A 26,848-nucleotide genomic window follows, 5' to 3' on the forward strand; every position below is an offset into this window, starting at 1 on the left:
CATAATGGAGAAATTCGCCGCCCTGATCGACGCGCTGGTCTATACCCGCAGCCGGAATGAGAAGCTGCGCCTGATCGGCGAATACCTGCGCGCCACGCCCGATCCCGATCGTGGATGGGCGCTGGCCGCGCTCTCGGACGGGCTCGATTTCCCGGCGGTCAAATCCTCCACCATCCGCGCGATCCTGAAAGAGCGGGTCGATCCCGTGCTGTGGACGCTGAGCCGGGATTTCGTGGGCGATACCGCCGAAACCGCGAGCCTGCTGTGGCCGCAGCCGGACGACCCGCCCTCCCCGCCGGGCGTCGCCGAAACGGTCGAGCTGCTGCGCGCGATGACGCGCAAGTCCGTGCTGAGCGAACTCCCCGCGCTGCTCGACCGGCTCGATGTGTCGGGCCGTTACGCCCTGCTCAAGCTGGCCACCGGCGCGATGCGGATCGGCATCTCCGCCCGGCTCGCCAAGGTGGCGTTCGCCGACGCGTTCGATGTGCCGGTCGAGGATGTCGAGGAGTACTGGCACGGGCTCAAGCCCCCCTACCCCGAACTGTTCGCTTGGGCTGCCGAAGGTGCGGACCCGCCCGACATGGCGGGCATCCCGCTGTTCAAACCCTTCATGCTCGCGCATCCGCTGGAAGACACGGTGGTCAGCCTCGACGACTATGTCGCGGAGTGGAAGTGGGACGGGATCAGGGTGCAGCTCGTCCACGCTGGAAATGAGACGCGGCTTTTTTCGCGCGGCGGTGACGATATCTCGCACACCTTTCCCGAAATGCTGCCCGCGCTCGACTTTCCCGCGATCCTCGACGGGGAGTTGCTGGTCCAGGGCACCACGCAGGGCGGCGAAGCGGGCGGCGCGGCCAGCTTCAACGCGCTACAGCAGCGGCTGGGGCGCAAGACCGTCAGCAAGAAGATGCTGAGCGAGAGCCCCGCCTTCGTGCGCGTGTACGATGTCCTCTCGCTCGATGGCGAGAACCTGCGTGATAAGCCGTGGGAGGAGCGGCGCACGATTCTCGAAGCGCTGATGGAGCGGCTGCCGCCCGAACGCTTCGACTTGTCCGCGATCGTCGAAGCACGCGATTTCGAACATCTGGCGCAGATCCGCGAAGGCGCGCGCGACGATGCGATCGAGGGGCTGATGCTCAAGCGCCGCGATTCGCCTTACGTACCGGGCCGACGCACCGGCCTTTGGTACAAGTGGAAACGCGATCCGCTGCTGGTCGACTGCGTGCTGATGTACGCCCAGCGTGGGTCAGGCAAACGCTCCAGCTTCTATTCCGACTACACCTTCGGCTGCTGGGACGGCGATCCGGATCAGGGCGCGGAGCTGCTGCCGGTGGGCAAGGCCTATTCGGGCTTCACCGATGCCGAGCTGAAAAAGATCGACCGCCACGTGCGCCAGAACACCGTCAACCGCTTCGGCCCCGTGCGCGAGACCGACCGGAGCCTGGTGTTCGAGGTCGCCTTCGACAGCGTTCATTCCTCGAAGCGCCACAAGAGCGGCCTCGCCATGCGCTTCCCGCGCATCCACCGCATCCGCTGGGACAAGCCGCCGCACGAGGCGGACCGGATCGAGGCGCTGCAGGCGCTGGTACGGGACTAGTCCTCCCACTAAGTCACCCCGGCCCCCGAGCCGGGGTCGGTGCTTTCCTTGAATTAAATGGCGCGCCGCTCGCGGGAAGAAGCACCGGGCCCGGATCCCCTGCCTCCGCAGGGGCAGGCAAGTCCGGACCGACGAGTCGGGCGGGGGTGGCGCGGGGATCGACGTCACAGCAGCATAACCGCCGCATCTTCAATCCTGCGCGCGCGCGGTGTACCGCCAGCCCCATGCAGCGCTTCACGCCCACCCAGCGCCTGTTCGCGTTCGCCGTCGCAGCGCTGGCGGGGTTCGTCGATGTGACCGGCTACCTCCAGCTCGATGGCTATTTCGTCTCCTTCATGACCGGCAACACCACGCTGCTCGCGCGCGATCTGGCGGGCGGGGCGAGCCGGGTGGCAGTGCCTGCGCTGCTGATCGCGGGCTTCGTCATCGGCGTGACCGGCGGCACCCTGCTGGGCGATCGCGTGGCATCGCGGCGCAAGGTGGTGGTCACCGGGCTGGTCGCCACGCTGCTGGTCTGCGCCGCGCTGACGCGCGTGGCGGAGCTGCGGGAAATCTCGCTCGGCCTGCTGGTGATCGCGATGGGTGCGCTCAACACCGTGCTCAGCGCCAATCGCGAAAGCCCGGTGGGGCTGACCTACATGACCGGCGCGCTGGTGCGCACCGGGCAATTGCTTGCCGATCGCCTGTCGGGGGACCGCACGGCTAACCCGCTGCCCTTCGCGCTGCTGTGGGTCAGCCTGCTGACCGGCGCGGTGTGTGGCGGAGTGCTCGCGATGCAGTGGGGCGCCGCCTCGCTGTGGGTTGCAGGTGGGCTGGCGCTGACGCTGTGCCTGGCGGCAACGCGCATCGGGCCCGCTAGAGCGTAACGCCCAGCACCTTTTCGCGCGAAGTTGCGCCGCGCAACACCGCGCACCGCGATTTGGGGATGCCGAGCGCCTTGGCGACCAGCGCTTCGACCGCAGTGTTCGCCGCGCCGTCCTGCGGCTTGGCGCGCACCTTCACCTGCACGCCGCCGTCGACCAGCGCGATCGATTCGGTCCGCGCGCCCGGCGTCACCCGTACACGCAACTCGCCCGAGCGGACGAGCGCACGCAACGCCTGCGGATCGGGCAGGTCAGCCTTCGGGCGTGCCATCGCATTCGGCGCGGTTGCGCGCTGTCCTACAGATGCAAGGCCGTGGCATGATGGGGTGGCTCTTTCCTATAGTCGGTGTTCCTTTGCGCGTAGCGGTCACTCATGATCGATGATCGCGATCAGTCCGCGCGATTTGATCGAGTGGATTTGAACCCCTGGACACTGTGTCAGGTGTGTCAGGGCTGCCCGCTCTCGCCTACGGCCGCCATGTGATGCTTCGCGTTTTCCGCATAATGCGCCACGCCCAGCTGCATCCCCGCGATCGCCGCATCGTCGAGATCGCGCATCTTGCGTGCCGGCCGCCCGCCCCACAGCTCGCGCGCGCCCATCACCTTCGTCTCGGTCAGCATCGCGCCTGCCGCCAGCATCGCATCGCTGGCGATCACCGCCTTGTTCATCGCGATCGCGCCCAGCCCTACGAAGCCGCGGTCCTCGATGACGCAGCCGTGGACCATCGCCATGTGGCCGATCAGCACGTCGTCGCCGATCACCAGCGGGCAGCCATCGGGATATTGCGGCGAAGGCCCGTCGCAGTGGAGCACGCTGCCATCCTGCACATTGGTCCGCTCGCCGATCGTGATGCTGCTGACATCGGCGCGCAGCACGCAGTTGTACCAGATCGAACTGCCCGCCCCGATCGTGACATCGCCCACGATCACCGTGCCCGGCGCGATGAACGCGCTTTCATGGATCATGGGCGCCTTGCCGTGGATCTCGATCAGGCGAACTCCCGGCCTCGAAGGAGTCTGCGTCGGGTCGGTCATCGTCATTCTCCCAGTATCGCGCCCCAGTCGAGGTAGGGCAGGACCGAGGCATAGTCGTCGCTCCACGGCTGCGCCACCGGGTTGCCCAGCTCATGCCAGTTGGCATCGGTGTCCGATTGCAGCAGCTTGGCCATGGGCAGCGCATCGCTGGAAATGGCCACCCAGAAGCTGGCCGAAATGCCGTTGGCGGCGTCGCGCGGATCGTCGCGCATCAGGGCGATCCAGCCGTTCTCGAGCGCATGCGCCGCGATCACCGGCTTGAGGTCGACATAGCGGTTGGAAATGTGGACCAGCATCAGCCCGTCGGGCTTCAGCGCGCGGCCATAGGTGTGCATCGCCTCGCGCGTCAGCAGGTGGAGCGGGATCGCATCCGAGCTGAAGGCATCCACCGCGAGGATATCGTACTGGCGCGGCGGCTCGTTCTCCAGCGCGAGGCGCGCGTCGCCCATATGCACCTCGGCCTGCGGTGCGCAGTCGGCAAGGAAGGTGAAGGTCCGGTCGCGCGAATAGCGCAGCACCTTCGGGTCGATCTCGTAGAAGGTGTAGTCCTGCCCCGGCTGGCGATAGCAGGCGAGCGTACCCGTCCCCAGCCCGATCACGCCGATGTCCGCGCCCTCGCCATAGATCGCCTCCGCCGCCGACAGCGCGAGGCCGACGCCCGAAGTCGGCCCGTAATAGGTTGTGGGCGCATGGCGGCGTTCGGGGTCGAGAAACTGGTACCCGTGGACCGTCGTACCGTGGAGCAGCACGCGCCTGTCGGGATCGGTGTGCCGGCGCACGGTATAGACCCCGAAATAGGAGCGGTCGCGGATGCCGGCCGCACTGTCCTCCAGCGTGACCCATCCGCCACGCGCCAACATCAGGATCAGCAGGATCGCGAGGAAAGCCCAGCGGCTGCCCAGCGCCAGCACGCCGAGCAGCGCGATGCCGAGCAGCAGCAGATGCACGGCAAGGTCGTGCTCCGCGTCGAGCGCGCGCACCATCCACAGGCCGAGCGCGGCGGCCGCCGCGACCAGCACGATCCGGGCGATCAGGCGCGCGCGCGGCTCGAGCGCGAGCCGGTCCATCCAGTGGATCAGCGGGTTCTGGGGCAGCAGCGCCCCGGCGGCGAGCACCAGCAGCGGATGCTCCCACACCCAGTCGAACACCAGCGGCGCGACAATGGCCGCGAAGAGCCCGCCCAGCGCCCCGCCCGCGCTCATCACGAGGTAGAACAGCGTGAGCCGCTGCGGGCTCGGCCGGTAGGCATAGAGGCGGCGGTGGAGCGCGGTCGCGACCACGAACAGCATGAGGACCGCCGCCAGCGCGACCGAGACGCCGTCCGCCCCGCGGCTGACCATCGCCATCGCGCCCGCCAGCAGCAGGATCGTGGGTGCGGTGCGGGCAAGGGCAAGGCCCAGGCGGCTGCGTTCGTTGAAGGCGAACACGAAACTGAGGAGGTAGAGCCCCAGCGGAACCACCCACAGCAGCGGCATCGCGACGATGTCCGTCGTCAGATGCGTGGTGGTCGACAGCATCAGGCCCGAAGGCACGGCGGACAGTGCGAGCCACAGCGCGATGCGCCGCCAGCCGATCGGTTCGGTCCCTTGCGATGCGTCCGGCGCGTCCGAAGCGGGGGCCTGCGCGCCGGGCCCGCTCACACGCCAGCGGCTCCACGCAAGAGCGGCCATGGCGAGGATCAGCACGCCATAGCCGATCGCCCATGCGGCGCTCTGCCGCGCCAGTGGCAGGTTGGGCTCGAGCAGCAGCGGATAGCACAACAGCCCCGCGAAGCTGCCGATGTTGGATGCGGCGTAGAGCCAGTAAGGATCGCCAGCCTCCGGGTCCGCCGCATACCAGCGCTGAACCAGCGGGGCCTGCGCGGCGACGATGAAGAACAGCGGGCCGATGGTCGCCAGCAGCAGCAGCGGGACCGAAAAGACCTCGAAGCCCGGTGGGTGCGTTACATCGGCGAGCGCGATGGGCAGGAACAGCAGCCCCAGCGCCATCAGCGCAAGGTGGACCAGCGCCTGGTGCCGCAGGGCAAGCCGCGAGAGCAGGTGGGCATAGGCGTAGCCCGCCAGCAGCAGCGCCTGGTATACCAGCATCGCGCTGTTCCAGACATTGGGCGCGCCGCCCAGTGTCGGCAACGCGAGCCGCGCGACCAGCGGCTGGACGAGGAACAGCAGGAAGCTGCCGAGCAGGATGGTGCCGACGAACAGCGGGCGCGCCGGTGCTCTCATGGCGCGGCCCCGCGTCCCGCTTCCCAGGCCGGCCGATCGATCGAATACAGGATCGTCGGGTTGTCTTCGGCCGGGAACCGGTCGTCATGGAAATCCAGATCCTCGCACCGCGCCATCCCCAGCCGTTCCATCAAACGCCAGCTCGGCTCGTTGCGGGGCGACGTCAGCGCGACCACCCTTGGTGCACCATGTGTCTCGAACGCCCACGCGAGCACCGCATCGACCGCCTCGCGCGCATAGCCGCGCCGCCAGCGATCCTCGCGGATGATCCAGCCGATCTCGACCTCGCCCGTGTTCCTGGCGCCTTCGCTATCGACCCGCTTCAGCCCGCAATGACCGACGAGCTCTCCCGTCGCGCGCTCGAACACCATCAGCCAGCCGAAGCCCTCGCGCGCGTGGAACGCCATGCTCTTCGCATGTTTCTCCTCGATGGTCGCAAGCGTGTGCGGTCCGCCGAGATGCTTCGTGACGATGGGTGAGTTGAGGTGGCGGAACTGCAGCTCGGCATCACCGGGCCGGATCGGTCGCAAGGCCAGCCGGTCGGTCAGCAGCAGCGGATCGAAATCGAGCTCAGCCATTCGGCTTGTCCGCGCCCGCCAGCCAAACCGTTGCCGCGATCGAATAGACGATGATCGTCGGATCGTCCGGATCGAATTCGGCATTGTCGAAGTCGAGATCCTCGCGGCGCCGCATGCCGAGCCGCTTCATCAGACCCCAGCTTGCCTCGTTCCGGGCAACCGTCAGCGCGACGACCTCGTCCGCTCCGAACCGACCGAACGCGAGATCGAGGGAGGCGGTCGCGGCTTCCTTCGCGTACCCCTGTCCCCAGGCATCCTCGCGCAGCCGCCAGCCGACTTCCATCATCCCAACCGGGCCACCGGCCTGATTGGAGCGCTTGAGACCGCAAAAGCCGAGGATCGCGGCGTCATCCTTGCGCTCGACCGCCCAGAAGGTGTGGCCATGGTCGCGCTGATACGAAAGCAGGCGATCCTGCGCCGCGCGCTGCTTCTCCGGATCGCACACCCCGCCCAGCCAGCGCATCACTGCGGGCGTGTTGGTCCCCTCCCAGAAGCGCGGCCAATCGTCCTCCCGCCAGTCGCGCAGGATCAGGCGCGCGGTCTCGTGCCGGAAGTCAGCCATCAACGAGATCAGCCGTTGAGGATGCGCGCCGCCAGCGGCGCGTGATAGGAGAGAATGCCCGCACAGCCCGCCCGCTTGAACGCGATCAGCTTCTCCATCACCAAGGCATCCCGCTCGCCCACGCCTGCCGCCACGCCTGCCTCGATCAGGGCATATTCGCCGCTGACCTGGTACGCGAAAACCGGCACGTCGAACCGGTCGCGCGCCATGCGGATGATGTCGAGATAGGCGAGGCCCGGCTTCACCATCACGCTGTCCGCGCCTTCGGCGATGTCGAACGCGATTTCGCGCATCGCTTCGTCGCTGTTGCCCGGGTCGAGCTGGTAGGTGCGCTTGTCGCCCTTCAGCCTGCCGCCAGTACCCACCGCATCGCGGAACGGGCCGTAGAAGGCAGAGGCGAACTTGGCGGCATAGCTCATGATCTGGACGTTGGTGTGCCCGCCCTCCTCCAGCGCCTGGCGGATCGCAGCCACGCGCCCGTCCATCATGTCGGACGGTGCCACGACATCGGCCCCCGCATCGGCCTGGTTGAGCGACTGTTTCACCAGCGCTTCCAGCGTGACATCATTCGCGACATAGTTGCGATCGTCCAGCAGGCCGTCCTGCCCGTGGCTGGTATAGGGGTCGAGCGCGACGTCGCAGATCACGCCGATGGCATCGCCATAGCGATCGCGGATGGCGCGGACCGCCCGGCAGATCAGGTTGTCCGGGTTCCACGCTTCCTCCGCCCTCTCGCTGCGGAGTTGCGGAGGCGTATTGGGAAACAGCGCCACACACGGGATACCGAAGTCGATCGCCTCGCCGACGCGATCTAGCAGCAGGTCGACCGACCAGCGGCTGACGCCGGGCAGGCTGGCGACCTGCTGTTCCTCGCCCTCGCCCTCTATCACGAACAGCGGCCAGATGAGGTCGGCGGGCGAAAGCACCGTCTGGCGGTGGAGCCGGCGGCTCCATTCCTGGGTGCGGGTACGGCGAAGGCGGGTGGCGGGGAAGGCTGCTGTCATGGCTGCGCGGTGTGGCCCAAGCCCGCGCCGCCCGCAAGGTGTCAGCCGCGCTTTCAGCCTCCGCGCTTGTGGCGTGCGACCAGCGCGATCCGGTCGATCTCGCGCATGGGCTGTTCGGCGACCGGCCGGGTCGGGTGCATGTCTTCCAGCGCGGCCCCCGCATCGACCGTCTTGAGCGCGTCGAGCGTGGCGCGGAACCTGTCCAGCTCAGCCCCGCTCAGCTGGGCGCGGGTGACGTAGCGGACCGACAGCGGATCGACATGGCGGCCACCGCGATACATCTCGTAGTGGAGGTGCGGGCCGGTCGAGAGCCCGGTCGAGCCGACATAGCCGATGGTCTGCCCGCGCTGGACATATTGCCCGCGCGACACGGCCATCCGGCTCATGTGGCAAAAGCGCGTGCTCAGTCCGCCCTCGTGCGAAAGGCGCACGGCATTGCCACAGCCACCCGCACGCCCCGCACTCGTCACGCGGCCATCGGTCGGCGCGACGATCGGAGTGCCGTAGCGCGCACGATAGTCGACGCCTGCGTGCATCCGCTTGTAGCGCAGGATCGGATGGCGGCGCATGCCATAGCGCGAACCGATCGGACCCGGGACCGGTGCAAGCAGGCCCGAGCGCTGTTCACCCACGCCCGAAGCCTCGAAGAACTGGCCGTCCTTGCCCCAGCGCATCAGCTGGATCGTCTCTTCCCCCTCGCGCTCGACCCCGGCGTACAGCAGGCGTCCGGCCTGCCGCTCACCGGTCGCCGCGCGGCGATAGGAGACGATCATGTCGAAAGTGTCGCCCGCCTGCAGCGCCCGATCGAGATCCTCGTGGTCGCCGAGCGCCTTGAGATAGTCCTGGATGGCACTGGCCGGGGCACCGACCGCGCGGGCCGAACGGTACAGGCTGCCGCCCACGGTGCCGCGCAGGCGCAGCGGGGTCTCGTCCACCTCGATCGGTTCGCGAATCAGCGCGAGGTTGCCATCGTCGCCGCGCGCGACCGCCAGCGACAGGTCGAACCGCGCGCGAAAGCGCATTTCGGCGAGCGGGCGCTGAGCATCCGGGGCATCACGCCGGCCCAGCGTCACGTCGATCTGCGTGCCGGGTTCGATCTCTTCAAGAGCAATGGCCTGTGCCACCAGGTCAGCCGCGCGGGTCGCGTCGGCTTGCCCCACGCCCTGCCGTGAAAGGATGTTGGAGAGGCTGTCGTTGCGGCCGAAGGTGGCGGTGGTTTCCAGCTGCGGCCGCTCGGGCGCATTGGCGAGCGGGCGTACCAGCGCGCTTGCCGCCATGCGGGTGCCGATATCGCCGCCCAGCGCGAGCGGCATGATCGTCTGGCTGCGGAATTCCTCGCGCGCCTGTTCGTCCAGCCGCAGGGCGGGCGCAGCCTCAACCGGTGAGAAGCTTGGCCAGAAGGCAAGCGCGACTGCGGTCAGCGAGAGGAAGGTGGCCGCACCGCGAAACCAGCGCGCGCTGCCGATATCCGTGGCGAGATCGTGCGCGAGGTCGATCGTCGCCAGCTTCGCGATCCGGGCACGGACGGCACTGTGCCTGCCCAGCGCACGCGCCTGGTGCTCCGCGCGCGGGGCATCGTCGGCCTTGGCAAGCGATGCCGGAGAGGCCGGGCGTGAGTCGTCCTCGCTATGTGAATGGGTCGGCTGCGCATCGCCCGCGTCCGGCGATTGAGCGTCCGACTGGTCGGCGTAAGTCAGATCCCGTCTCCGATAGTCTGGTCGTGCCGCTGCCAATCCTGTTTTCGCATCGGGCGACACTTATCGGGTGAGCCGCGCTTGATGCCATCGCAGTGTTAATTGCCCTTTAATCACGGCCTAAGGACAATCCCGTGTTCGACGATCCGGGGCATGCCCGCGCCGAAATGCGCTGCGCTTGCGGGCACCTTGCGTACTTGCCACATTGGCCACCATGTCCGCGCCCGCGATCAAGGCCGTCCTCGGCCCCACCAATACCGGCAAGACGCATCTTGCGATCGAGCGGATGTGTGGCCATTCGAGCGGAGCGATCGGCTTCCCGCTGCGGCTGCTGGCGCGCGAGGTGTACGACCGGGTGGTCGCGATCAAGGGCGAGAAGGCCGTCGCGCTCATCACGGGCGAGGAGCGGATCGAGCCGAAGGACGCGCGCTATTTCCTCTGTACCGCCGAGGCGATGCCGCATGACGGCGGGGATCACGCCTTCGTAGCGATCGACGAGGTCCAGCTCGCAGCGGATCGCGAGCGGGGGCACGTTTTCACCGACCGGCTGCTCAATGCGCGCGGGCGCGAAGAAACCATGCTGCTCGGCTCGTCTACCGCCGCGCCGGTCATCAAGTCGCTGATCCCGCATGCCGAGCTGATCGAGCGGCCGCGCTTTTCCACGCTGACCCACGCCGGTGCCAGAAAGCTCTCCCGCCTGCCCAAGCGTAGCGCGGTGGTCGCCTTCTCGTCGGAACAGGTCTACGCCATTGCTGAGATGCTGCGGCGCCATCGCGGTGGGGCGGCCGTAGTGATGGGTGCGCTGAGCCCCGAGACGCGCAACCGCCAGGTCGAATTGTTCCAGAACGGCGAGGTCGACTATATCGTCGCGACCGACGCGATCGGCATGGGCCTCAATCTCGACGTCACCCATGTCGCCTTCGCCAGCCTCGCCAAGTTCGACGGGGTCAAGCGGCGGCGCCTGAGCCCGGCGGAGATGGCGCAGATCGCCGGCCGCGCCGGGCGGCACCACAAGGATGGCAGTTTCGGTGCGCTCTCCGGGATGGGCGGGCACGAAGCCGAGTTCACCGAGGAAGAGATCTACGCGATCGAGGAGCATCGCTTCCAGCCGCTGACGAAACTCTACTGGCGCGAGCCCGAGCCGCGCTTCGATTCGCTGGCCACGCTGATCGACGATCTGTGCGCCCGGCCCGACGAGCACGAGCTTGCCCCCGCGCCCGAAGCGATCGACCTTGCGGTGCTGCGTAAGCTGGCCGAACAACCGCTGGCGCAGACCGTGCGCGGCGCGGCGAGCGTGAGGCGCTTCTGGGAAGTGTGCTCGCTGCCCGATTTCCGCCAGTCGGGCGTGGACACCCATGCCCGCTTCGTCAGCCGCCTCTGGCAGGATCTGCGCGGAGGCTATATCGGCGCGGACTTCGTCGCCGCCCGCATCGCCGAACTGGACACGGTACGGGGCGACATCGCCGTGCTACAGGGACGGATAGCCGCCATCCGATCCTGGGCCTATATCTGCCAGCGGCCCGACTGGGTGCTCGCCCGCGACGAGATGGCGGCGCGTGCCCGGGCGGTAGAAGCCCGCCTGTCCGACGCATTGCACATGCGCCTGACCGAGCGGTTCGTGAATCGAAGGACCTCCGTTTTGATGAAGCATCTTGGCAACGACCCCGCGCTGCTCCCGATCAGCCTCGAAGACGACGGCACGCTGCTGGTCGAGGATCAGGCGATCGGCAAGCTGGAGGGTTTTCGCTTTGCGATCGATCCGCAAGCGGCGGCGGGCGACCGCAAGATGCTGCTCTCTGCCGGTGAGAAGGCACTCCCGCGCATCCTCGCCACCCAGGCGGAAAAGCTTCGCGAAAGCGGGCTGGAGGGCGTATCGCTGGAGGATGGCCGGGTGATGTGGGGCGTGCAGGAGATCGCCCGGCTGGAACATCCGGTCGATCCCGCCGCCCCTCGCTTGCAACCCGCTCGCGAACTGGATCGCCTGCCCGACGGTGCGCGCGAGGCATTCCTGGCCGCCATCGAAGGCAAGGTGAAGGAATGGCTCGCCCCGCTCGAACCGCTGCGCAAGCTGCAGCTCGCCTCGAAGAGCGAGGATGCGACCTCTTGGGCGCGCGCCCTGCTGCTCAACCTGCTCGACGGGCACGGCATCGTGACACGCGAACAGGCCGGAATCGAAAATCTGCCCAAGGAAGCGCGCCCGTTCCTGCGCAAGGTGGGAGTCGTCTTCGGCGCGCTCGACATCTTCGCGCCCGCCCTCCTGAAGCCTGCGCCCCGGCTGGCGATGAAGCAGGCCGGGATCGACCGGCGACCGATCGACGAGGCGATGCGCTCTGTCATCCCCGAATCCAGGCCGCTGCCCGCAGGCTACCGCCCGGCGGGCGAGCAGCTGGTGCGGGTCGACATCGCGGAAAAGCTGTTCAAGCAGGCGCATGAGGCAAGAGCGAAGGGGGCACAGGGCAAGAAGGCGCGCGGCGCGCCCTTCGTGCTCGATACCTCGCTGGCCGTGTCGACCGGCCTGACGCCGGACAGCATCAAGCGGCTGCTTGGTGCGGCGGGCTTCCGCTTTATCGAAGGCCAGGCGCTTGCCGAAGGTGCCTTCGGCCCCGCCCTGCCCGATCGCTGGCGCTGGCTGCCCTCCCGCAGGGGTGGTGACGACCGGCGGCAGAATCACAACCAGCATCACAAGGGCAGAGGCAAGCCAGGCGGGAAGCAGGGCGGGAAACGCTCCGAGAAGGGCCGCGGTCCACGGGGAGGCGGCGCGAATGCACCTGCCAAGCCGCGCGAGCCCCGGCCGGAAAACGCCTTTGCCGCGCTGAAGGACATGCTCTCCTGATGGCAGCGGGCGGTCGCTGATGCGGCTGGACCTCGCCCTGTGCCGCCTGCGCTTCGTGCGCACCCGCAGCGCCGCAAGGCGGCTTGTTGAGGGTGGCCATCTGCGATTGAACGGGTCGCGGATAGAGCGGGTTTCGCGCGATGTCGGGATCGGCGACGTGCTCACCATCCCGCGCAAAGCGGGCGTTCTGGTGGTCCGGATCGATGCGTTGCCAGAAAGGCGCGGGTCGCCCGTGCAAGCGCGCGAATGTTACAGCCTGCTTGACCGCGCGGGCACGGACCCACTAGCAGCAGCGCGAGATTCAAACGGCGCGCAAGGATAACGCCCCATGACCTACGTCGTCACCGACGCCTGCATCAAATGCAAATACACCGACTGCGTCGAGGTTTGCCCGGTCGACTGCTTCTACGAGGGCGAGAACATGCTGGTGATCAACCCCAGCGAATGTATCGACTGCGGCGTCTGCGAGCCCGAGTGCCCGGCCGAAGCGATTCTGCCCGATACCGAGGACAACCTCGAGAAGTGGCTGGAGCTCAACACCAAGTTCTCGAACGAGTGGCCCAACATCACCCAGAAGAAGGACCCGCCCGAGGACGCCGACGAGCACAAGGGTGAAGAGGGCAAGTTCGAAAAGTTCTTCAACCCGGAACCCGGCGAAGGCGATTGAGTCGATTCCCCTGAACGGGGGGAATCGAATGCTCGACACGCTTAAACGGACCTGGCGCGGCGCGACGCAGGACAATGTGGGCCTCGTCGCGGCGGGCGTTTCCTATTACGCCTTCCTCGCAATGGTGCCGCTGCTGGCGTCCAGCGTGCTGCTGTACGGCCTGGTGGCGACGCCGGAGGTCGTGGCGCGGGATATCGACGCGCTCGGTCGCGGGCTTCCGGCCAGTGCCGCCTCGCTGATCGGAAGCCAGCTGCGCGCGGTGACCGAGGCGAACGACGATGCCAAGGGCCTCGGGCTGATTCTGGCCCTCGCGCTGGCACTGTTCGGCGCGCGCAACGCTGCAAGAGGCGTGATCGGCGGGCTGAACGTCGTCTTCAATACCGAGGAAAGCCGTGGATTCGTCAAGAGCAATGCCATCGCGCTGGCGGTAACGCTGGGTGCGGTGATCGCGCTCGGGCTGGCGGGCACGGCGATCTCGCTCGCGGCGGCGTTACCGGGTGCGGCGGCGCCGATCGCCAGTTTCGGGCTGATGTTCGTGGTCGGCATGCTGGGCGCCGGCTTCCTTTACCGCGTCGCACCCAATCGCCCCGATCCGCCGTGGAGCGCCGTCTTGCCCGGCGCCGCGCTGTTCGCGCTGATATGGGTAGGGGCGACCGCGCTCTTCGGCAGCTATGTCGCGAATTTCGCCAATTACAACGCTACCTATGGATCGCTTGGCGCGGTCGTCATCCTGCTGACCTGGTTCTACCTGAGCGCCTTTGTCCTCATGCTGGGCGGCGAATTCGTCCAGGCTTCGATGCCGCCTGACTGAGACGCCGCATTTGTTTCATTGACTCGCAATAATCGCAAGAACCTGCTATATCGCGACTTCCGCCGTGGCTGACGCTGCGTCGGCCCAAGGAAGTTGAAAGGCAGGTACCCCCCAGCAGCACGAAGAAACCGGCCTCTCGCCCTTTCCGGGCGGCAAGCCAGCTATTGCGTGTGATGCATCCCTGCCTTGCGTACGAAAGGAATTTTCATGGCAGCCAAGGCTCTCGCCTTCGATGTCGGCGATTATGTCGTTTACCCCAAGCATGGCGTCGGCCGCGTGGTCGAACTGCAGAGCGAAGAGATCGCCGGGATGCAGCTGGAACTCTACGTTCTGCGCTTCGAGAAGGAACGCATGACGCTGCGCGTTCCGGTCAACAAGGTCGAATCGATCGGGATGCGCAAGCTTTCCAGCGACAAGACCCTCAAGGAAGCGATGGAAACCCTGAAGGGCAAGCCCAAGGTCAAGCGGACCATGTGGAGCCGCCGCGCGCAGGAATATGAAGCGAAGATAAATTCGGGCGACCTCGTATCGATCGCCGAAGTGACGCGCGACCTGTTCCGCCCCGACGACCAGCCCGAACAGAGCTATTCCGAACGGCAGATCTTCGAAGCCGCTTCCAGCCGCCTCGCGCGGGAACTGGCTGCGATGGAGAAGACCGACGAGCCGGCCGCGCTCGAAAAGATCCTTTCCGTGCTGCGCGAACATGCGCCGCAATATTACGAGAACGCCGAAGACGCCTGATCGACAGGCGACCGACTGGCTTCGACAAGGGCCGCTCCCGATGGGGGCGGCCCTTTTTCTTGCCCTTGATGCGTGAAGCGTGGCGTATTACAACAGTAACACACAAGCTCGGAGCTGGATGATGCTGAACGATATATTCAAGACTGTCGGACCGATCATCGCCGCCGCGCTGGCCGAAAAGGCCGGCAAGGCGGATGGTGCGAAGTTCCGCTTCGGCGGGCGGGAATTCAGATGGGAAGGCGAGGATGTCGGCGGAATCGCGCTGGACGAGCTGGACCTGACCGCGCAGGCACCGACCCGGATCACCCTCGCCGGCCCCACCCGGCTGCGGCTCGTGCAGGGCGATGCCTGGCGCATCTCCGCGAGCGGCACGGGCTCGGAAACGCTCCGCTTCATCCTGCGCGACGGCCAGCTCTCGATTCTTCCTCCCACCCAGGGCGCCACCTCGGATGGCAGCCCCGAGATCGAGCTCGCCCTGCCCGCGGTGCACGCGCTTGCCGTCAGTGGATCCGGGCAAATCGAGACGGAAACGCTCGCCGCCGAAGCCCGACTCTCGATCTTCGGGGCCGGACGCATCGTGGCCCGCTCCGTCCGCTGCGAGGAGCTGAAGACGGTGATCGCCGGGTCGGGCTTCGTGCAGGCGGAGGGTGAGGTCGAACGGCTGAAGGTCAACGTCACCGGGTCCGGAACAGCCAAGATGCGGGGGCTGACGGTGCAGACCGCCCGAATCGTTCTTGCCGGCTCGGGCAAAGCCGTACTCTCCAGCGACGGCGAGGTGTCGGCAAAGCTGATGGGGGCGGGCGACGTCATCATCCACGGCAGCCCCCGCTGTTCGGTCCGCGGGATGGGATCGGGCCATATCCAGATCGTGCCGGAAGGTCGCGAGGACGCGCCCGATGCGCCCGATGCGCCCCCTCCCCCCAAGCCGCCGAAGCCGCCCGAGCCGCCGGTCGCACCCGTTCCGCCGGTGCCCCCGGGCTCCGGCTCCTCTTCGGGTGGCGCGGCGCAGGCCGTGCCCGACGAAACGTCGACTTCCTCGACCGACGACTAGACTGCTGACGCAAGCCAAGGAGCAACGCATGAAACCGCTGACCCGCAATCCCGTCTCACTGGCGCTGCTGGGCGCCGCCGCCCTGCTACTGAGTGCGTGCGGCACCAATATCTCGATCAGTTCGAGCGACGGTGTCCCGCTGGAGGAACTGGACTATGCCGACGCGAAACCAACGGGAATTTCGCTCTCCGGGCCCGACCGTGTGGTCGTCACCTCGGGCGACAGGCTGACCATCAATGTCGAAGGCGACGAGGCCGCGACCGAAGGGCTGCGTTTCGAGCTCGACGACGACGATCTCGAAATATCGCGCGAAGGCAGCTGGCGCGACAAGGGCAAGGCGACGGTCCGGATTACCATGCCGACACCGACCAGCCTCTCGCTCGCCGGATCGGGAGAGATCGAACTCGACCGTCTCGGCACCGGCGGTGAGGCCGAGGTCTCCATCGCAGGTTCGGGCAAATCGCGCGTGGCGAGGATCGATGCCGACGAGCTCGAGGTGAATGTGGCCGGTTCGGGCTCGCTCGAAGCTGCGGGCAGAGCAGCCACTCTCGAGCTGTCGATCGCTGGCTCGGGAAATCTCGACCTGCGCCATGTGCAGGTTGGCGATGCCGATATTTCCATCGCCGGTTCGGGCGATACGGTCTTCTCCTCCGATGGAAGGGTCGACGCCAGCATCATGGGATCGGGCGATGTCGAGGTGATCGGCAGTGCCAGCTGCAGCGCCAACTCGATGGGCTCCGGCAAGCTGTCGTGCCGAGCCGCTTCGCCGGCCAGCGCAGCGGAATAGGCTTCCCGCAGGCGGCGACAGGGCATAGGCTAGCAGGATGAAGCCCATCCTCCCGCTCGCCCTGATCGCCGCCTTCGCCCTCCAGGGCTGCCTCGCAAAGACCGCGCTCGACGTGGTGACCCTGCCGGTCAAGGCCGGCAGCAAGGCGGTCGACCTCGCGACCACCAGCCAGAGCGAAGCGGATGAGAAGCGGGGCCGAGAGCTGCGCAAGCGCGAGGAACGGCTGGGCAAGCTCGAACGCCGCTATCGCGACCAGCGCGAGGACTGCGAGGACGGAGACCGCGAGGCGTGCGAAAAGGCGCGCGAGACCTACGCCGAAATCCAGCAGATCCTGCCGACGATTCCTTACGAACCCGACGAGGATTGATCGGCGGCGGCCGGTGTTGCGGCGCGGCGCAGCCGATCGTTGATCGCCCGGCCCACGCCCTCCGCAGGCACCGGCGCGACCGCGATCCGCGGCATGGGCGACGCGGCGCCGAGATGCAGGCAGGCATAGAGGTTGCGCGCGGCCTCCTCCAGGTCGCCACAAGCCGACAGCGTGACGTCACCCCCGATTGCCCCGAAGCCGATCGCGAATTCATCGGTTTCGGGATCGGTGACGCCAAGCCGCACTGGCTTGCCCGGCGAATAGTGGCTTGCCATCTGGCCAGGCGCCTCAAGCGTCGCGCGCTTCTCCGCCCGCGGCAGGCCAGTGTCGTAATAGTGCCGGTGGAGCTCATCGAGATCGATCGGGCCCGCGCGCAGTTCTTCCCATGATCCATCCTCGCGGATCGCGAGAATGCTCGATTCCACACCCGCTTCCGTGGGTCCGGCGTCGAGCACCATCTCGATCCGCCCATCGAGTGAAGTCATGACATGCTGCGCCGAGGTGGGGCTGATGAAGCCGCTGCGGTTGGCCGAAGGAGCTGCCAGCGGAAAATCCACGCGCGCCAGAAGGCGCTGCATGACCGGATGCGCTGGGCAGCGTAGAGCTACGGTCGGCAGGCCCGCCGTTACCGCTGACGCCAGTCCCGCGTTCGCCTTGCGGGGCAAAACCACGGTCAGCGGGCCCGGCCACGGCAGCGTGGCATTCACGGCGTCATCGCTCCACTCGGCATAATGCGCGGCCTGCTCCGCATCGCGCACATGCACGATAAGTGGATTGAAGCTCGGCCGGCCCTTGGCTTCGTAGATCCGCGCGACCGCTTCCTCGCTATCCGCACGCGCCGCGAGGCCGTACACCGTCTCGGTTGGCACGGCGACGAGTCCGCCCTCGCGCAGGATAACCGCTGCGCGCGCGATTCCGGCCTCATCGGCCAATACCGTTTCCGTAACGTATTTGCGGTCCATCCCCGCGCGCTATATCCGGGGGCAAAGAAAACCAAGAGGACGCTTCCCCCGTGACCCATTACAAGCCCGCCACCCAGGACCAGTTGCTCGCCATCCGGGCCAATGCCGGCATTGCCGAACTGGCCCAAACCGATCGCTTTGCGGCGGCCGAGCCCGATCTCGTCGAAGCCATCGTCGAAGGGGTCGGCCAGTTCGCCGCCGGGGAATGGGCGCCGCTCAACCGCAAGGGCGATCTCGAAGGCGCGAAGCTGGAGAACGGTGTCGTCCGCCTGCCCGACGGGTTCGAGGATGCCTACCAGTCCTATGTCGAGCAGGGGTGGAACGCGATTGCCGGCAGTGCCGAGCATGGCGGGCAGGGCCTGCCCTTCACGCTCGCCTGCAACGTGCTCGAAAACCTCGGCACCGCGAACATGGCGCTCAACCTGCTCCCGATGCTGTCGGTCGGCGCGATCGAGGCGCTGGAAGCGCATGGCACCGATGCGCAGCAGGCAGCCTACCTGCCCAAGCTCATCAGCGGGCAATGGTCCGGCACCATGAACCTGACCGAACCGCAGGCGGGCAGCGATGTCGGCGCGTTGCGGACCACGGCGGTGCAGATCGAGGATGGCGAGCACGCCGGCAAGTACCGGATCAAGGGCCAGAAGATCTACATCACCTGGGGCGAGCACGAGCTGGCGGAAAACATCATCCACCTCGTGCTTGCGCGCCTGCCGGGGGCGCCCGAAGGCAGCCGCGGCATTTCGCTGTTCCTGGTCCCCAAGTATCACCTGAAGGACGACGGCACGCCGGGCGCACACAACGACGTGCGCTGCGTGAGTATCGAGCACAAGCTGGGGATCAACGCCTCGCCCACCTGCGTGATGTCCTACGGCGATAGCGACGAGTGCGTCGGCGAACTGGTCGGGGCCGAGAACCGCGGGCTCGCAGCGATGTTCACGATGATGAACAATGCGCGGATCAATGTCGGCTCGCAGGGCGTCCAGATTGCCGAGCGGGCGACGCAGCAGGCCGTCGCCTATGCGCTCGACCGCGTGCAGTCGGCGCGCGCCGGGGCGGAGGACCGCACGCCGGTCGCGATCATGGACCATCCCGATGTGCGCCGGATGCTGTTGCGGATGCGCAGCCTGACGGAAGCGATGCGCGGGCTTCTCTACTACACCGCCGGGCAGGTCGACCGGGGCGACGTCGGCGATGCGGCGGCGAAGGCGCGGGCCGAGGTGCTGGTGCCGATGCTGAAGGCGTGGGCGACCGATACGGGGATCGATGTCGCCTCCCTCGGCATTCAGGTCCACGGCGGAATGGGCTTCGTCGAGGAAACCGGCGCTGCGCAGCATTGGCGCGACAGCCGGATTGCACCGATTTACGAAGGCACCAACGGCATCCAGGCCGCCGATCTGGTGACCCGCAAGCTGGGTCTGGAGGATGGCGAGGTGCTACAGGCGCTGTTCGCGGATATTGCCCGCGACGCAGGCGACGAACCGCAGCTGAAGGCGCTGGCGGGTGAATGCGCCGCCATCGCCAAGTGGATGCGCGAGGATGCCTCGCTCGATGACAGGCTCGCCGGCAGCGTGCCCTTCACCGCGATGTGCGCGGTTGCGGTGTCGGGCTGGTGCCTGATGCAGCAGCATGCCGCGCTGGCGGATGGCGAGGATGCGGATCGCAAGCACGCGAAGCGGGTGACGATGCGCTTCTTCCTCGATCACATCGTGCCCGAGGCGATCGGTTTGAAGGCGTCGGCCACCGCCGGCTCCGCCCTGCTCTACGAGCTCGACGGAAGCGTTCTGGCGGCCTGATCCCCCCGGGCTAGTTGCCCATTGGATTGAATTCCCGCGCGAAGTCGTCGGTAAAGGCATCGCGCGGGTCGCCGCGCAGTTCGGTCTGCGCCTCCAGCCGCTCGCCCTTCACCCGCTCGAACGCACCGGCAGGTTCGGCCTGCGGGTCGATCACGTGCCAGATGATCCCGGCCGTGTCGTCGCTGACCAGCAGGCCGCCACGATCGGTCCATTCGACCCAGGTCGGGCGACCGCGGGTCTCGCCATCGCCGTTGAGGAAGCTCTTGAGGACCGGGACCGGCTTGCCTTCGGGATTCCCGCGCTCGTCGAAGCGGACGAACACGACGTCGTAACCGGAGGGCGGCCTGCGATTCCACGAGCCGTGGCGGGCGATAAAGGCGCCGCGATTGAAGGCATTGCCCAGACGGTGGCCCTCTTGGCTGAACACGAGGCCGAGCGCCGCGACATGCGGGCCCAGCGCATATTCGGGATAGCGCGCATATTCGGTGAGGAAGTTGGGCATCGGGGCGTCGACGCGCCGATCGATCTCGTTCTTGTAGTAGACCCACGGCCAGCCGTAGTTCGCGCCGATCGGCACGTTGGTCAGGTAATCGGGCACCAGATCGCCGCCGAGCATGTCGCGCTCGTTCACCGTGGTCCACAATTCGTCCGAGAGGGGGTTCCAGGCGAGGCCGTTGGGGTTGCGCAAGCCGACGGCGTAGGGACGGGCCGAACCGCTCTCGAGATTATACTCGAGGATCGCGGCGCGCCCTTCCTCGGCCTCCATGCCGTTTTCGCCGATATTACTCGCCGAGCCGACCGCAACATACAGGCGATCGCCTTCGGGGGAGAGGATGATGTTGCGCATCCAGTGGTTGCCGCCGCCCGGCAGGTCCATCAGCTTGCGCGGCTCACCCGGGAGCTTGGGCGAGCCCAGCTCGTAATCGAAAGCGAGCAGCGCGTCGTGATTGGCGATGTAGAGCGTGCCATCGGCGTAGGCGATGCCGGAGGGCGAATGGAGGTTCTCCTCGCGCAAGGTGCGCTTCACGTCCGCACGCCCATCGCCATCGGTATCGCGCAGCAAGACCAGCTTGTCCGGCGACGGAACGCCGGCCCCCGCCTGCCCCATCAGATATTTCATCACCAGGCCCTGGATGCCGCCAGCCTCACGCGGCGGGCTGTTGGTCAGGGTGACGAGAATATCGCCGTTGGGCAGCCGATAGATGATACGCGGATGGTCCAGACCTTCGGCAAAGCGCACCACGCGCAGGCCCTCGGCAGCCTCGGGCACCTCGCCTTCGGCCCAGCCGACCGGCTCTGCGACCCTGATCGTGGGAAACCATTCGTTGTCGGGTTCGGCCAGCGTGGGATCGGTGCCGGACACCTCGTCGACCGTCAGTTCTGCCTTGCTGCCCCGCAGCAGCAGCGCGATGGCGATCGCAGCGATGACGAGAATGACGAGCAGCGCGATGCCGATATTGCGAAGAATGGTCATGCACCCGAAATAGGGCGCGAGCGCGCAGGCGGCAATCGCCAAACGCGTGCACCCCAAAAGGAGCCCGAATGTTCGACTTTCAACTGCCCGACGATACGAGCGACGAAGAACGGTATCGCGAGCTGGCCAACGCGGCCGCTGCGCTGACCGATGGGGAGCGCGACGCTGTTGCGAACATGGCCAACCTCGCGGCTCTGATCTGGAGCTTCGTGCCCCATCTCAACTGGGCGGGCTTCTACCGCATGGTGGACGGCGAACTGGTGCTTGGCCCCTTCATCGGCCGGCCGGCCTGCATCCGGATTCCGCTGGGCCAGGGCGTATGCGGGGCCGCAGCGCAGACCGGCGAGACCCAGCTGGTGGAGGACGTCCATGCCTTTCCCGGCCATATTGCCTGCGATTCGGCCAGCGCGTCGGAACTGGTCGTGCCCGTGCGGCGCGATGGCGAGGTGATTGCGGTGATCGATCTCGACAGTCCTCTCAAGGCCCGGTTCACGGCGTCGGATGCCTGCGGGATAGAGGCACTTGCCGGACGGATTGCGGAGCGGATCTGAGCGCACACCCTTGCCCCAGCGCGGGACAGGCCCTGCCAGCACAGGATATCTGCGAACGCAAATGCGCTAACCATTTCTTAACACATTGGTGAAGCTGCCGCCTTTGCGCAGCGCCCCTGGGGAAAGGTTCTGCGTCCGATGCGATCGATATTGATGACAGGTTCGGTGCTGCTCGCCGGCCTCGCCGCACCTGCCGCCGCGCAATATTATGATGGTGGAGAAGGTGAGTATATCCCTCCCCCCGCCTATGAAGACTATCGCGCCCCGTCCGCGCAAGATCAGTATCGCGGCCCTCCCGTTTATTACACGCAGCAGGTCTATTCGCAGGCGCTGCCCCCCATGCCGCCGAGCTACGATCGCGGCGACTGGATCCGGGACTGCAAGGTCTATCTGCGCGAACGGCGGCGCCGCGGCGAAGCTGGCGGCGTCATCGGCGGAATCGTCGGAGGTGCCGGCGGGGCCTATCTCGGCAACGAGATAGCGGGCGAAGGTTCGCGCCTCGCCGGATCGCTGATCGGCGGCGGAATTGGCGGGATCGCCGGTCTTGCGATCGGAACGCTCATCGGCCTCGCCGGAGGTGACGATGCCAAGCGAGACTGCAAGGACTGGCTCCGTGAGTACGAACGCGCGCTCGCGGACCGGGCCGCGAGCGGCAACGGCTATGCCTATGGGGGCAGCTACGGCTACGCCCCTCCACCCGCCGAGTATTACCAGGGCGGTTACCACGGCGGCTATGCCAGCCGGAGCTATGGCGGTTCCTATGCGACTGAGGGCAGCGTGGTCGTGGTGATCGAGGATCACCATCGCGAGCGTTATGTGCCGGTTATTCGGGAAGAGGTCGTCGAGGAATACTACGAGGTCGAAGAGCAGGAGGTCGTCCGCGAGCGCGTGATCGACTATGCGCCCCAGCCCCAGCCGCAGCCCCAGCCGACCAAGCGGATCAAGTATATCAAGCAGCGCTAGAAGCGCGAAGGATAACGCCAGGGTTGGCGGGCGGTCAGATTTCGCCGCCCGTCAGGCGCTGGCACAGCAGGTCCAGCTGGTCGAGCGTCTTGTAGCGAATCGTGATCGCACCCGAGCGCGGATCGGCATCGGGCTTGATGTTGAGCGACATGCCGAGGAATTCCTCGAGATGGCGCTCGACCGCTTCGATATCGGCATTCGTTCCGGGGGGCGCACCGGCGCCATCCTTGGCAGCCGCCTTTTTCGGCCCCTGCTTGGCGCGAACGCGCTTCTCGACTTCGCGCACCGAGAGATTCTTGGCGACGGCTTCTTCGGCGAGGGCTTCGGCCCGCTCGTGCCCGATGAGCGCGCGCGCATGACCCATGCTGAGCTTGCCTCCCTCAACCAGCTGAATGACCGGTTCCGGCAGGGCCAGCAGTCGCTGCAGGTTGGCGACATGGCTGCGGGACTTGTCGACCAGTTCGGCAATGTCGGCCTGGCTCATGTCCTCGGTTTCGGCGAGATGCTGGTAGGCGCGCGCCTCCTCGATCGGATTGAGGTCTTCACGCTGGATATTCTCGATCAGCGCAATGGCCATGACTTCGCGCCGATCGAGGTCGCGGATAATCGCCGGAATCTCGTGCAGCTTCGCACGCTGCGCTGCCCGCCAGCGGCGTTCGCCCGCGACGAGCTGATAGCGCCCCTTGCGCGGCAAGGGCCGCACGATCACGGGCTGGATCACCCCGCGCTGCGAGATCGACTTCGCCAGCTCATCCAGCGCCTCGTCGTCAAAGACCTTGCGCGGCTGGTCCGGCAGAGGCTCGATGCGCGCGATGGGGATCGAGGCAAGGCCACTGGTCGGCGCTGCACCGGCAGCTTCCGCGCCCCCGGCCGGGGTCGAAAGAGCCGTCGCGCCCCCTTCGGCCGGTGCGATGCTCTCTTCACGCTGGGTTTCGCCCAGCAGCGCGCCAAGCCCCCGGCCCAGCTTGCGTTTGCTGCGATCGGGGTTGGTTTCGGACGCGGGCTTCGTGCTCATGCAGCTTTCCTCTGGTCAGGCAGGCGGCCGAGCAATTCGCGCGCCAGCGACATGTAGGCGCGGCTTCCGGCACAGGAGTTGTCGTAGATGAGCGCGGGCAACCCATGGCTCGGCGCTTCGGACAGGCGCACATTGCGCGGGATGACGGTATCGAACACCAGGCCGCCGAGGCACTCTCGCACGTCTTCCGCCACCTGATCGGTCAGGCGATTGCGGCGATCGAACATGGTGAGTGTCACACCGATGATCTTTAGCGAAGGATTGATGCTCTGCTGGACGCGTTCGACGGTCTGCAGCAGCTGGCTCAGCCCTTCCAGCGCGAAGAATTCGCATTGCAACGGCACGAGGAGCGAATTGGCGGCGCTGAGAGCATTGAGGGTCAGCAGACCGAGCGATGGCGGACAATCGATGAAGCAGACGTCGTAGGCACTGTCTGCGCTCACGAGCGCGCTCTTGAGCCGCTCGACGCGGTCCGCCTCGCTGACCAGCTCCACCTCTGCCCCGCTCAGGTCCTGCGTAGCCGGAATGATGTGCAGATCGGGAATGCGCGTTTCCTGCGTGCACTGCGCAACCGTGCCTTCATCCATGAGCAGGTCGTAGGTCGAGTAGTCCCGATCGTGGCTGTGAATGCCGAGCCCCGTCGAGGCATTGCCCTGCGGGTCCAGATCGACGAGAAGCGTCCGCCAGCCACTTGCCGCAGTTGCTGTTGCGATGTTGATGGCAGTGGTGGTTTTTCCCACCCCGCCCTTCTGGTTTGCAATCGCAATGGTGATCATCTGCGGCTCCCAGCTTTGGGCCGGCCCGTGCCGACCAGGATTGCAGCGTCTTGGCTTGTGATCGATTGTTTCACGTGAAACATCTCGCGCTGCGAAGAATCGAGCTCATCCCTTTCCTGCGCTGCCGAGCGACCCTTCGGCAAGAGCCAAGTTGTCCGCTCGGTGGAAAAGCGGGCGGACAAGTCGATCAGCTGCGGCAGCGGAGCGAAGGCGCGGGCAGTTATGACACCCGCCTCGAAGCTCTTCACCTTCTCCAGCCGAGAGCCAGCGACCGTGCATTGATCGAGCCCCGCGAGCGTCACCATCCGCTCAAGCCATTCGATCCGCCGCGTACGGGACTCGACAAGCAGATGCGGCACATCGGGGCGCATGATGGCAAGCACGACCCCGGGGAAGCCCGCGCCGCTTCCCAAGTCGAGCCACGTACCCGTTTCACGTGGAACAAAGTTCAGCAACTGGGCGCTGTCGGCAATATGCCTCTGCCAGAGCATCGGCATCGTCGAGCGCGCGATGAGGTTCTGGGTTTCGGCCTCGACAAGCAGTTCTGCAGCGAATCGCTCGAGCGCGACGAAGGCTTCGGGGGAGCAGCGTTCGGCAACGAAGGCCTTCGCCTGATCTTCGGTCTTAATCATCATGCAGCAGAGGATGCGGGCTGTTTGCGGGCAAAGACCAGCAAGGCAGCGAGAGCGGCCGGCGTCACCCCGGGCACGCGCGCAGCCTGCGCTAAGCTGTCAGGCCGGGACGCACTCAGCCGTTCGACCATCTCGTTCGAAAGGCCGGGAACGGAGGAAAATGGGAACTCGGGGCCGAGGCCCACCTGCTCGTTCGCCCGCAGCTCGCGCAGCTCAGCGTCCTGACGCGCTACATAAGGCGCGTAATGCAGGTCCTCAGAAATCTCACCCACCAACTCTCCATTTGTTTCACGTGGAACAAGGCCTGCCGCGGCGAATCTATCGAGATCGAGACCAGGATAGCGAGTCCAGGAACTCAAGGCCTGTCGACCCGCGTCATCGTTCGCCGAGAAGCCTAGCTCGCGCATCCGTGCCGGCGCGTATTCGACTGATAGCGCATCCTCCAAGCGGGCACGTGCTGCCTGTCGCTCCCCGAACCACACCCGCCTTTGCTCGGACACGCAGCCCACGTTGATCGCCATCGGCGTGAGACGTGTGGTTGCGTTATTCGCACGGAGGCGGAGGCGATACTCGGCCCGGGCGGTCAGCATCCGGTAGGGCTCGCTCACCCCATGCAGAGTCAGGTCGTCAACCATCACCGCCATATAGCTGTTCGCCCGATCGAGCTGCGGCGCGGCCAAGCCTGCCGCTGCGCATCCCGCGTACAGACCTGCGACCAGGCCCTGCGCAGCTGCCTCTTCGTACCCAGTCGTGCCGTTGATCTGCCCAGCACAGTAAAGGCCCTTCAGCGAACGCATCTGTAAGCCCCGATCGAGCGATCGCGGATCCACGTGATCATACTCCACCGCATATCCCGGCTCGGCAACCACCACATTTTCGAGCCCCTCAATGGCGCGCAGGAAACGCTCCTGCACATCGACGGGGAGCGAGGTGCTGATTCCGTTCGGGTATACCAGCGGCGTATCCAGGCCCTCCGGCTCAAGGAATATTTGATGCCCGTCGCGGTCGCCGAAGCGATCGATCTTGTCCTCGATCGACGGGCAATAGCGCGGCCCTTGCGCACCGATCGCGCCCGAATAGAGCGGCGATCGGGACAGGTTCGCCCGAATGATCTCGTGGCTGGCCGCATTGGTGCGGGTTATCGCGCAAAACACCTGCGGATTGCGCCGCCGCGGTGTGAGCGGCGACATCGTCCATTGATCGTCATCGGTGGGCTGCTCGGCAAGCCGCGCCCAGTCGATACTGCGTCCATCGAGGCGCGGGGGGGTTCCGGTCTTCAGGCGCGCCATCGGAAGCGCAACTTCGCGCAACTGGTCCGCCAGCCTCGCTGCCGAACCTTCGTTCACACGGCCTCCCGTCATCCGCTCTTCACCGCGGAACAGCACGCCGCCCAGGAATGTGCCCGTACAAAGGATGGCCGCTTCACATGAAATGGCGGTGCCACTGGCCAGCACCACGCCGGACACCTGCGCACTTTTAATCCGCAGCTCCGCGACTTCTCCCTCGATCACGTCGAGCATCGGTTCGGCGGCAACGATCTGTCGCACGGTTGCTCCGAACAGCTTGCGATCGGCCTGAACGCGCGGGCCCCAGACCGCACTCCCCTTCGATCGGTTGAGCATGCGGTAATGGATCGCACCGGCATCGGCGGCCCGCCCCAGCACACCGTCGAACGCATCGACCTCACGGACGAGGTGGCCTTTGCCCAGACCGCCAATGGCCGGGTTGCAGCTCATCGCGCCGATCTTCGCGGCATCCATCGTCACGAGCGCGACGCGCACACCCATGCGCGCGGCGACGCAAGCCGCTTCAACGCCGGCGTGTCCGCCGCCGATTACGATAACCGGATAGTGCTGCATGCGACTCTCTA

26 protein-coding genes are annotated in these 26,848 nt (G+C 66.6%); 13 read left to right on the forward strand and 13 right to left on the reverse strand.

All coding sequences use genetic code 11. The features are described from left to right. The first annotated feature begins 4 nt into the window (after positions 1 to 4). Together ACYQ0L_RS07565 and ACYQ0L_RS07570 are read left to right on the forward strand one after the other, a co-directional pair. Positions 5 to 1,597, forward strand: a complete 1,593-nt coding sequence (locus ACYQ0L_RS07565; protein WP_459788438.1) for a cisplatin damage response ATP-dependent DNA ligase — start codon at positions 5 to 7, stop codon at positions 1,595 to 1,597. Between the two features lie 224 nt (positions 1,598 to 1,821). Continuing rightward, on the forward strand, positions 1,822 to 2,463 hold the full coding sequence (locus ACYQ0L_RS07570; RefSeq protein WP_459788439.1) for a YoaK family protein: 642 nt from the start codon (positions 1,822 to 1,824) through the stop codon (positions 2,461 to 2,463). Here ACYQ0L_RS07570 and ACYQ0L_RS07575 read toward each other — a convergent pair. From ACYQ0L_RS07575 to ACYQ0L_RS07605, 7 genes are all read right to left on the reverse strand, one after another. Then, positions 2,453 to 2,731 carry a DUF167 domain-containing protein gene (locus ACYQ0L_RS07575; protein ID WP_459788440.1) on the reverse strand — a complete coding sequence of 93 codons (279 nt, stop codon included), beginning with the start codon at positions 2,729 to 2,731 and terminating at the stop codon, positions 2,453 to 2,455. The two genes, ACYQ0L_RS07570 and ACYQ0L_RS07575, sit on opposite strands and share 11 nt — an antisense overlap. A 176-nt stretch (positions 2,732 to 2,907) precedes the next feature. Further along, the gene (locus ACYQ0L_RS07580; RefSeq protein WP_459788441.1) at positions 2,908 to 3,495 is read right to left on the reverse strand and encodes a gamma carbonic anhydrase family protein; all 588 of its coding nucleotides are present in this window, start codon (positions 3,493 to 3,495) and stop codon (positions 2,908 to 2,910) included. A gap of 2 nt (positions 3,496 to 3,497) precedes the next feature. Further along, positions 3,498 to 5,717, reverse strand: a complete 2,220-nt coding sequence (locus ACYQ0L_RS07585) for a spermidine synthase (protein WP_459788442.1) — start codon at positions 5,715 to 5,717, stop codon at positions 3,498 to 3,500. After that, positions 5,714 to 6,295 carry a GNAT family N-acetyltransferase gene (locus ACYQ0L_RS07590; RefSeq protein ID WP_459788443.1) on the reverse strand — a complete coding sequence of 194 codons (582 nt, stop codon included), beginning with the start codon at positions 6,293 to 6,295 and terminating at the stop codon, positions 5,714 to 5,716. Before ACYQ0L_RS07590 ends, ACYQ0L_RS07585 begins: the two co-directional genes overlap by 4 nt. Continuing rightward, positions 6,288 to 6,857, reverse strand: a complete 570-nt coding sequence (locus ACYQ0L_RS07595) for a GNAT family N-acetyltransferase (RefSeq protein WP_459788444.1) — start codon at positions 6,855 to 6,857, stop codon at positions 6,288 to 6,290. Before ACYQ0L_RS07595 ends, ACYQ0L_RS07590 begins: the two co-directional genes overlap by 8 nt. Before the next feature lie 8 nt (positions 6,858 to 6,865). Then, positions 6,866 to 7,861 (reverse strand): porphobilinogen synthase, encoded by a 996-nt coding sequence (hemB, locus tag ACYQ0L_RS07600; protein WP_459788445.1) that lies wholly within the window; start codon positions 7,859 to 7,861, stop codon positions 6,866 to 6,868. Between the two features lie 53 nt (positions 7,862 to 7,914). Then, entirely contained in the window at positions 7,915 to 9,594 is a 1,680-nt protein-coding gene (locus tag ACYQ0L_RS07605) for a M23 family metallopeptidase (protein ID WP_459788446.1), read from the reverse strand. Between the two features lie 175 nt (positions 9,595 to 9,769). Here ACYQ0L_RS07605 and ACYQ0L_RS07610 point away from each other — a divergent pair, with 175 nt between their 5' ends. The 8 genes from ACYQ0L_RS07610 to ACYQ0L_RS07645 all read left to right on the forward strand — a co-directional run bounded on the left by ACYQ0L_RS07610 (position 9,770) and on the right by ACYQ0L_RS07645 (position 16,812). Then, positions 9,770 to 12,388 carry a helicase-related protein gene (locus tag ACYQ0L_RS07610; RefSeq protein ID WP_459788447.1) on the forward strand — a complete coding sequence of 873 codons (2,619 nt, stop codon included), beginning with the start codon at positions 9,770 to 9,772 and terminating at the stop codon, positions 12,386 to 12,388. Between the two features lie 19 nt (positions 12,389 to 12,407). Beyond that, positions 12,408 to 12,710: a S4 domain-containing protein gene (locus ACYQ0L_RS07615; protein WP_459788448.1), complete on the forward strand. Its 303-nt coding sequence runs from the start codon at positions 12,408 to 12,410 to the stop codon at positions 12,708 to 12,710. A 6-nt stretch (positions 12,711 to 12,716) separates the two neighbouring features. Further along, the gene (gene fdxA / locus ACYQ0L_RS07620) at positions 12,717 to 13,055 is read left to right on the forward strand and encodes a ferredoxin FdxA (protein WP_010239507.1); all 339 of its coding nucleotides are present in this window, start codon (positions 12,717 to 12,719) and stop codon (positions 13,053 to 13,055) included. 28 nt (positions 13,056 to 13,083) lie between these two features. Further along, the gene (locus ACYQ0L_RS07625) at positions 13,084 to 13,866 is read left to right on the forward strand and encodes a YihY/virulence factor BrkB family protein (protein WP_459788449.1); all 783 of its coding nucleotides are present in this window, start codon (positions 13,084 to 13,086) and stop codon (positions 13,864 to 13,866) included. Positions 13,867 to 14,073: 207 nt separating this feature from the next. After that, the gene (locus tag ACYQ0L_RS07630) at positions 14,074 to 14,607 is read left to right on the forward strand and encodes a CarD family transcriptional regulator (RefSeq protein ID WP_459788451.1); all 534 of its coding nucleotides are present in this window, start codon (positions 14,074 to 14,076) and stop codon (positions 14,605 to 14,607) included. Positions 14,608 to 14,728: 121 nt separating this feature from the next. After that, positions 14,729 to 15,658 carry a GIN domain-containing protein gene (locus tag ACYQ0L_RS07635; RefSeq protein ID WP_459788452.1) on the forward strand — a complete coding sequence of 310 codons (930 nt, stop codon included), beginning with the start codon at positions 14,729 to 14,731 and terminating at the stop codon, positions 15,656 to 15,658. Between the two features lie 28 nt (positions 15,659 to 15,686). Next, entirely contained in the window at positions 15,687 to 16,445 is a 759-nt protein-coding gene (locus tag ACYQ0L_RS07640; RefSeq protein WP_459788453.1) for a head GIN domain-containing protein, read from the forward strand. A gap of 37 nt (positions 16,446 to 16,482) precedes the next feature. Next, positions 16,483 to 16,812: a hypothetical protein gene (locus ACYQ0L_RS07645; protein WP_459788454.1), complete on the forward strand. Its 330-nt coding sequence runs from the start codon at positions 16,483 to 16,485 to the stop codon at positions 16,810 to 16,812. Here ACYQ0L_RS07645 and ACYQ0L_RS07650 read toward each other — a convergent pair. Further along, positions 16,791 to 17,774: an L-threonylcarbamoyladenylate synthase gene (locus ACYQ0L_RS07650; protein WP_459788455.1), complete on the reverse strand. Its 984-nt coding sequence runs from the start codon at positions 17,772 to 17,774 to the stop codon at positions 16,791 to 16,793. The genes ACYQ0L_RS07645 and ACYQ0L_RS07650 overlap by 22 nt on opposite strands. Positions 17,775 to 17,824: 50 nt before the next feature. Between ACYQ0L_RS07650 and ACYQ0L_RS07655 the strand changes: the two genes are divergently transcribed. Next, complete coding sequence (locus ACYQ0L_RS07655; protein ID WP_459788456.1) at positions 17,825 to 19,567, forward strand: acyl-CoA dehydrogenase family protein; 1,743 nt, start codon at positions 17,825 to 17,827, stop codon at positions 19,565 to 19,567. 10 nt (positions 19,568 to 19,577) lie between these two features. Here ACYQ0L_RS07655 and ACYQ0L_RS07660 read toward each other — a convergent pair whose 3' ends face one another. Then, positions 19,578 to 21,041, reverse strand: coding sequence for a PQQ-dependent sugar dehydrogenase (locus tag ACYQ0L_RS07660; RefSeq protein ID WP_459788457.1), 1,464 nt, complete (start codon positions 21,039 to 21,041; stop codon positions 19,578 to 19,580). A 68-nt stretch (positions 21,042 to 21,109) separates the two neighbouring features. On the opposite strand from ACYQ0L_RS07660, the gene ACYQ0L_RS07665 reads away from it, so the two are divergent. After that, positions 21,110 to 21,592: a GAF domain-containing protein gene (locus ACYQ0L_RS07665; RefSeq protein WP_459788458.1), complete on the forward strand. Its 483-nt coding sequence runs from the start codon at positions 21,110 to 21,112 to the stop codon at positions 21,590 to 21,592. A gap of 150 nt (positions 21,593 to 21,742) precedes the next feature. Then, on the forward strand, positions 21,743 to 22,555 hold the full coding sequence (locus ACYQ0L_RS07670) for a hypothetical protein (RefSeq protein WP_459788459.1): 813 nt from the start codon (positions 21,743 to 21,745) through the stop codon (positions 22,553 to 22,555). 34 nt (positions 22,556 to 22,589) lie between these two features. Here the strand turns inward: ACYQ0L_RS07670 and ACYQ0L_RS07675 are convergent, their stop codons facing one another. From ACYQ0L_RS07675 to mnmG, 4 genes are read right to left on the reverse strand one after another with little or no spacing between them, the layout of a single operon-like run. After that, positions 22,590 to 23,570, reverse strand: coding sequence for a ParB/RepB/Spo0J family partition protein (locus ACYQ0L_RS07675; RefSeq protein WP_459788460.1), 981 nt, complete (start codon positions 23,568 to 23,570; stop codon positions 22,590 to 22,592). After that, entirely contained in the window at positions 23,567 to 24,346 is a 780-nt protein-coding gene (locus ACYQ0L_RS07680) for a ParA family protein (protein ID WP_459788461.1), read from the reverse strand. The genes ACYQ0L_RS07675 and ACYQ0L_RS07680 overlap by 4 nt, the downstream gene beginning before the upstream one ends. Continuing rightward, positions 24,343 to 24,978, reverse strand: coding sequence for a 16S rRNA (guanine(527)-N(7))-methyltransferase RsmG (gene rsmG / locus ACYQ0L_RS07685; RefSeq protein ID WP_459789012.1), 636 nt, complete (start codon positions 24,976 to 24,978; stop codon positions 24,343 to 24,345). The genes ACYQ0L_RS07680 and rsmG overlap by 4 nt, the downstream gene beginning before the upstream one ends. After that, the gene (gene mnmG, locus ACYQ0L_RS07690; protein WP_459788462.1) at positions 24,978 to 26,837 is read right to left on the reverse strand and encodes a tRNA uridine-5-carboxymethylaminomethyl(34) synthesis enzyme MnmG; all 1,860 of its coding nucleotides are present in this window, start codon (positions 26,835 to 26,837) and stop codon (positions 24,978 to 24,980) included. The genes rsmG and mnmG overlap by 1 nt, the downstream gene beginning before the upstream one ends. Positions 26,838 to 26,848: the final 11 nt, after the last annotated feature.

The sequence above is a fragment of the Alteriqipengyuania triglochinis genome, from assembly GCF_054655655.1.

Excerpts from the sequence above, each read along its gene's own strand:
- ACYQ0L_RS07610 (WP_459788447.1), top strand. The coding sequence starts at position 9,770 with ATGTCCGCGCCCGCGATCAAGGCCGTCCTCGGCCCCACCAATACCGGC.
- ACYQ0L_RS07570 (WP_459788439.1), top strand. The coding sequence starts at position 1,822 with ATGCAGCGCTTCACGCCCACCCAGCGCCTGTTCGCGTTCGCCGTCGCA.
- ACYQ0L_RS07660 (WP_459788457.1), bottom strand. The coding sequence starts at position 21,041 with ATGACCATTCTTCGCAATATCGGCATCGCGCTGCTCGTCATTCTCGTC.
- ACYQ0L_RS07635 (WP_459788452.1), top strand. The coding sequence starts at position 14,729 with ATGCTGAACGATATATTCAAGACTGTCGGACCGATCATCGCCGCCGCG.
- ACYQ0L_RS07575 (WP_459788440.1), bottom strand. The coding sequence starts at position 2,731 with ATGGCACGCCCGAAGGCTGACCTGCCCGATCCGCAGGCGTTGCGTGCG.
- ACYQ0L_RS07680 (WP_459788461.1), bottom strand. The coding sequence starts at position 24,346 with ATGATCACCATTGCGATTGCAAACCAGAAGGGCGGGGTGGGAAAAACC.
- rsmG (WP_459789012.1), bottom strand. The coding sequence starts at position 24,978 with ATGATTAAGACCGAAGATCAGGCGAAGGCCTTCGTTGCCGAACGCTGC.
- ACYQ0L_RS07650 (WP_459788455.1), bottom strand. The coding sequence starts at position 17,774 with ATGGACCGCAAATACGTTACGGAAACGGTATTGGCCGATGAGGCCGGA.
- ACYQ0L_RS07630 (WP_459788451.1), top strand. The coding sequence starts at position 14,074 with ATGGCAGCCAAGGCTCTCGCCTTCGATGTCGGCGATTATGTCGTTTAC.
- ACYQ0L_RS07665 (WP_459788458.1), top strand. The coding sequence starts at position 21,110 with ATGTTCGACTTTCAACTGCCCGACGATACGAGCGACGAAGAACGGTAT.
- ACYQ0L_RS07565 (WP_459788438.1), top strand. The coding sequence starts at position 5 with ATGGAGAAATTCGCCGCCCTGATCGACGCGCTGGTCTATACCCGCAGC.
- ACYQ0L_RS07580 (WP_459788441.1), bottom strand. The coding sequence starts at position 3,495 with ATGACCGACCCGACGCAGACTCCTTCGAGGCCGGGAGTTCGCCTGATC.
- fdxA (WP_010239507.1), top strand. The coding sequence starts at position 12,717 with ATGACCTACGTCGTCACCGACGCCTGCATCAAATGCAAATACACCGAC.
- ACYQ0L_RS07625 (WP_459788449.1), top strand. The coding sequence starts at position 13,084 with ATGCTCGACACGCTTAAACGGACCTGGCGCGGCGCGACGCAGGACAAT.
- ACYQ0L_RS07615 (WP_459788448.1), top strand. The coding sequence starts at position 12,408 with ATGCGGCTGGACCTCGCCCTGTGCCGCCTGCGCTTCGTGCGCACCCGC.
- ACYQ0L_RS07640 (WP_459788453.1), top strand. The coding sequence starts at position 15,687 with ATGAAACCGCTGACCCGCAATCCCGTCTCACTGGCGCTGCTGGGCGCC.
- ACYQ0L_RS07585 (WP_459788442.1), bottom strand. The coding sequence starts at position 5,717 with ATGAGAGCACCGGCGCGCCCGCTGTTCGTCGGCACCATCCTGCTCGGC.
- ACYQ0L_RS07595 (WP_459788444.1), bottom strand. The coding sequence starts at position 6,857 with ATGGCTGACTTCCGGCACGAGACCGCGCGCCTGATCCTGCGCGACTGG.
- ACYQ0L_RS07675 (WP_459788460.1), bottom strand. The coding sequence starts at position 23,570 with ATGAGCACGAAGCCCGCGTCCGAAACCAACCCCGATCGCAGCAAACGC.
- mnmG (WP_459788462.1), bottom strand. The coding sequence starts at position 26,837 with ATGCAGCACTATCCGGTTATCGTAATCGGCGGCGGACACGCCGGCGTT.
- hemB (WP_459788445.1), bottom strand. The coding sequence starts at position 7,861 with ATGACAGCAGCCTTCCCCGCCACCCGCCTTCGCCGTACCCGCACCCAG.
- ACYQ0L_RS07645 (WP_459788454.1), top strand. The coding sequence starts at position 16,483 with ATGAAGCCCATCCTCCCGCTCGCCCTGATCGCCGCCTTCGCCCTCCAG.
- ACYQ0L_RS07590 (WP_459788443.1), bottom strand. The coding sequence starts at position 6,295 with ATGGCTGAGCTCGATTTCGATCCGCTGCTGCTGACCGACCGGCTGGCC.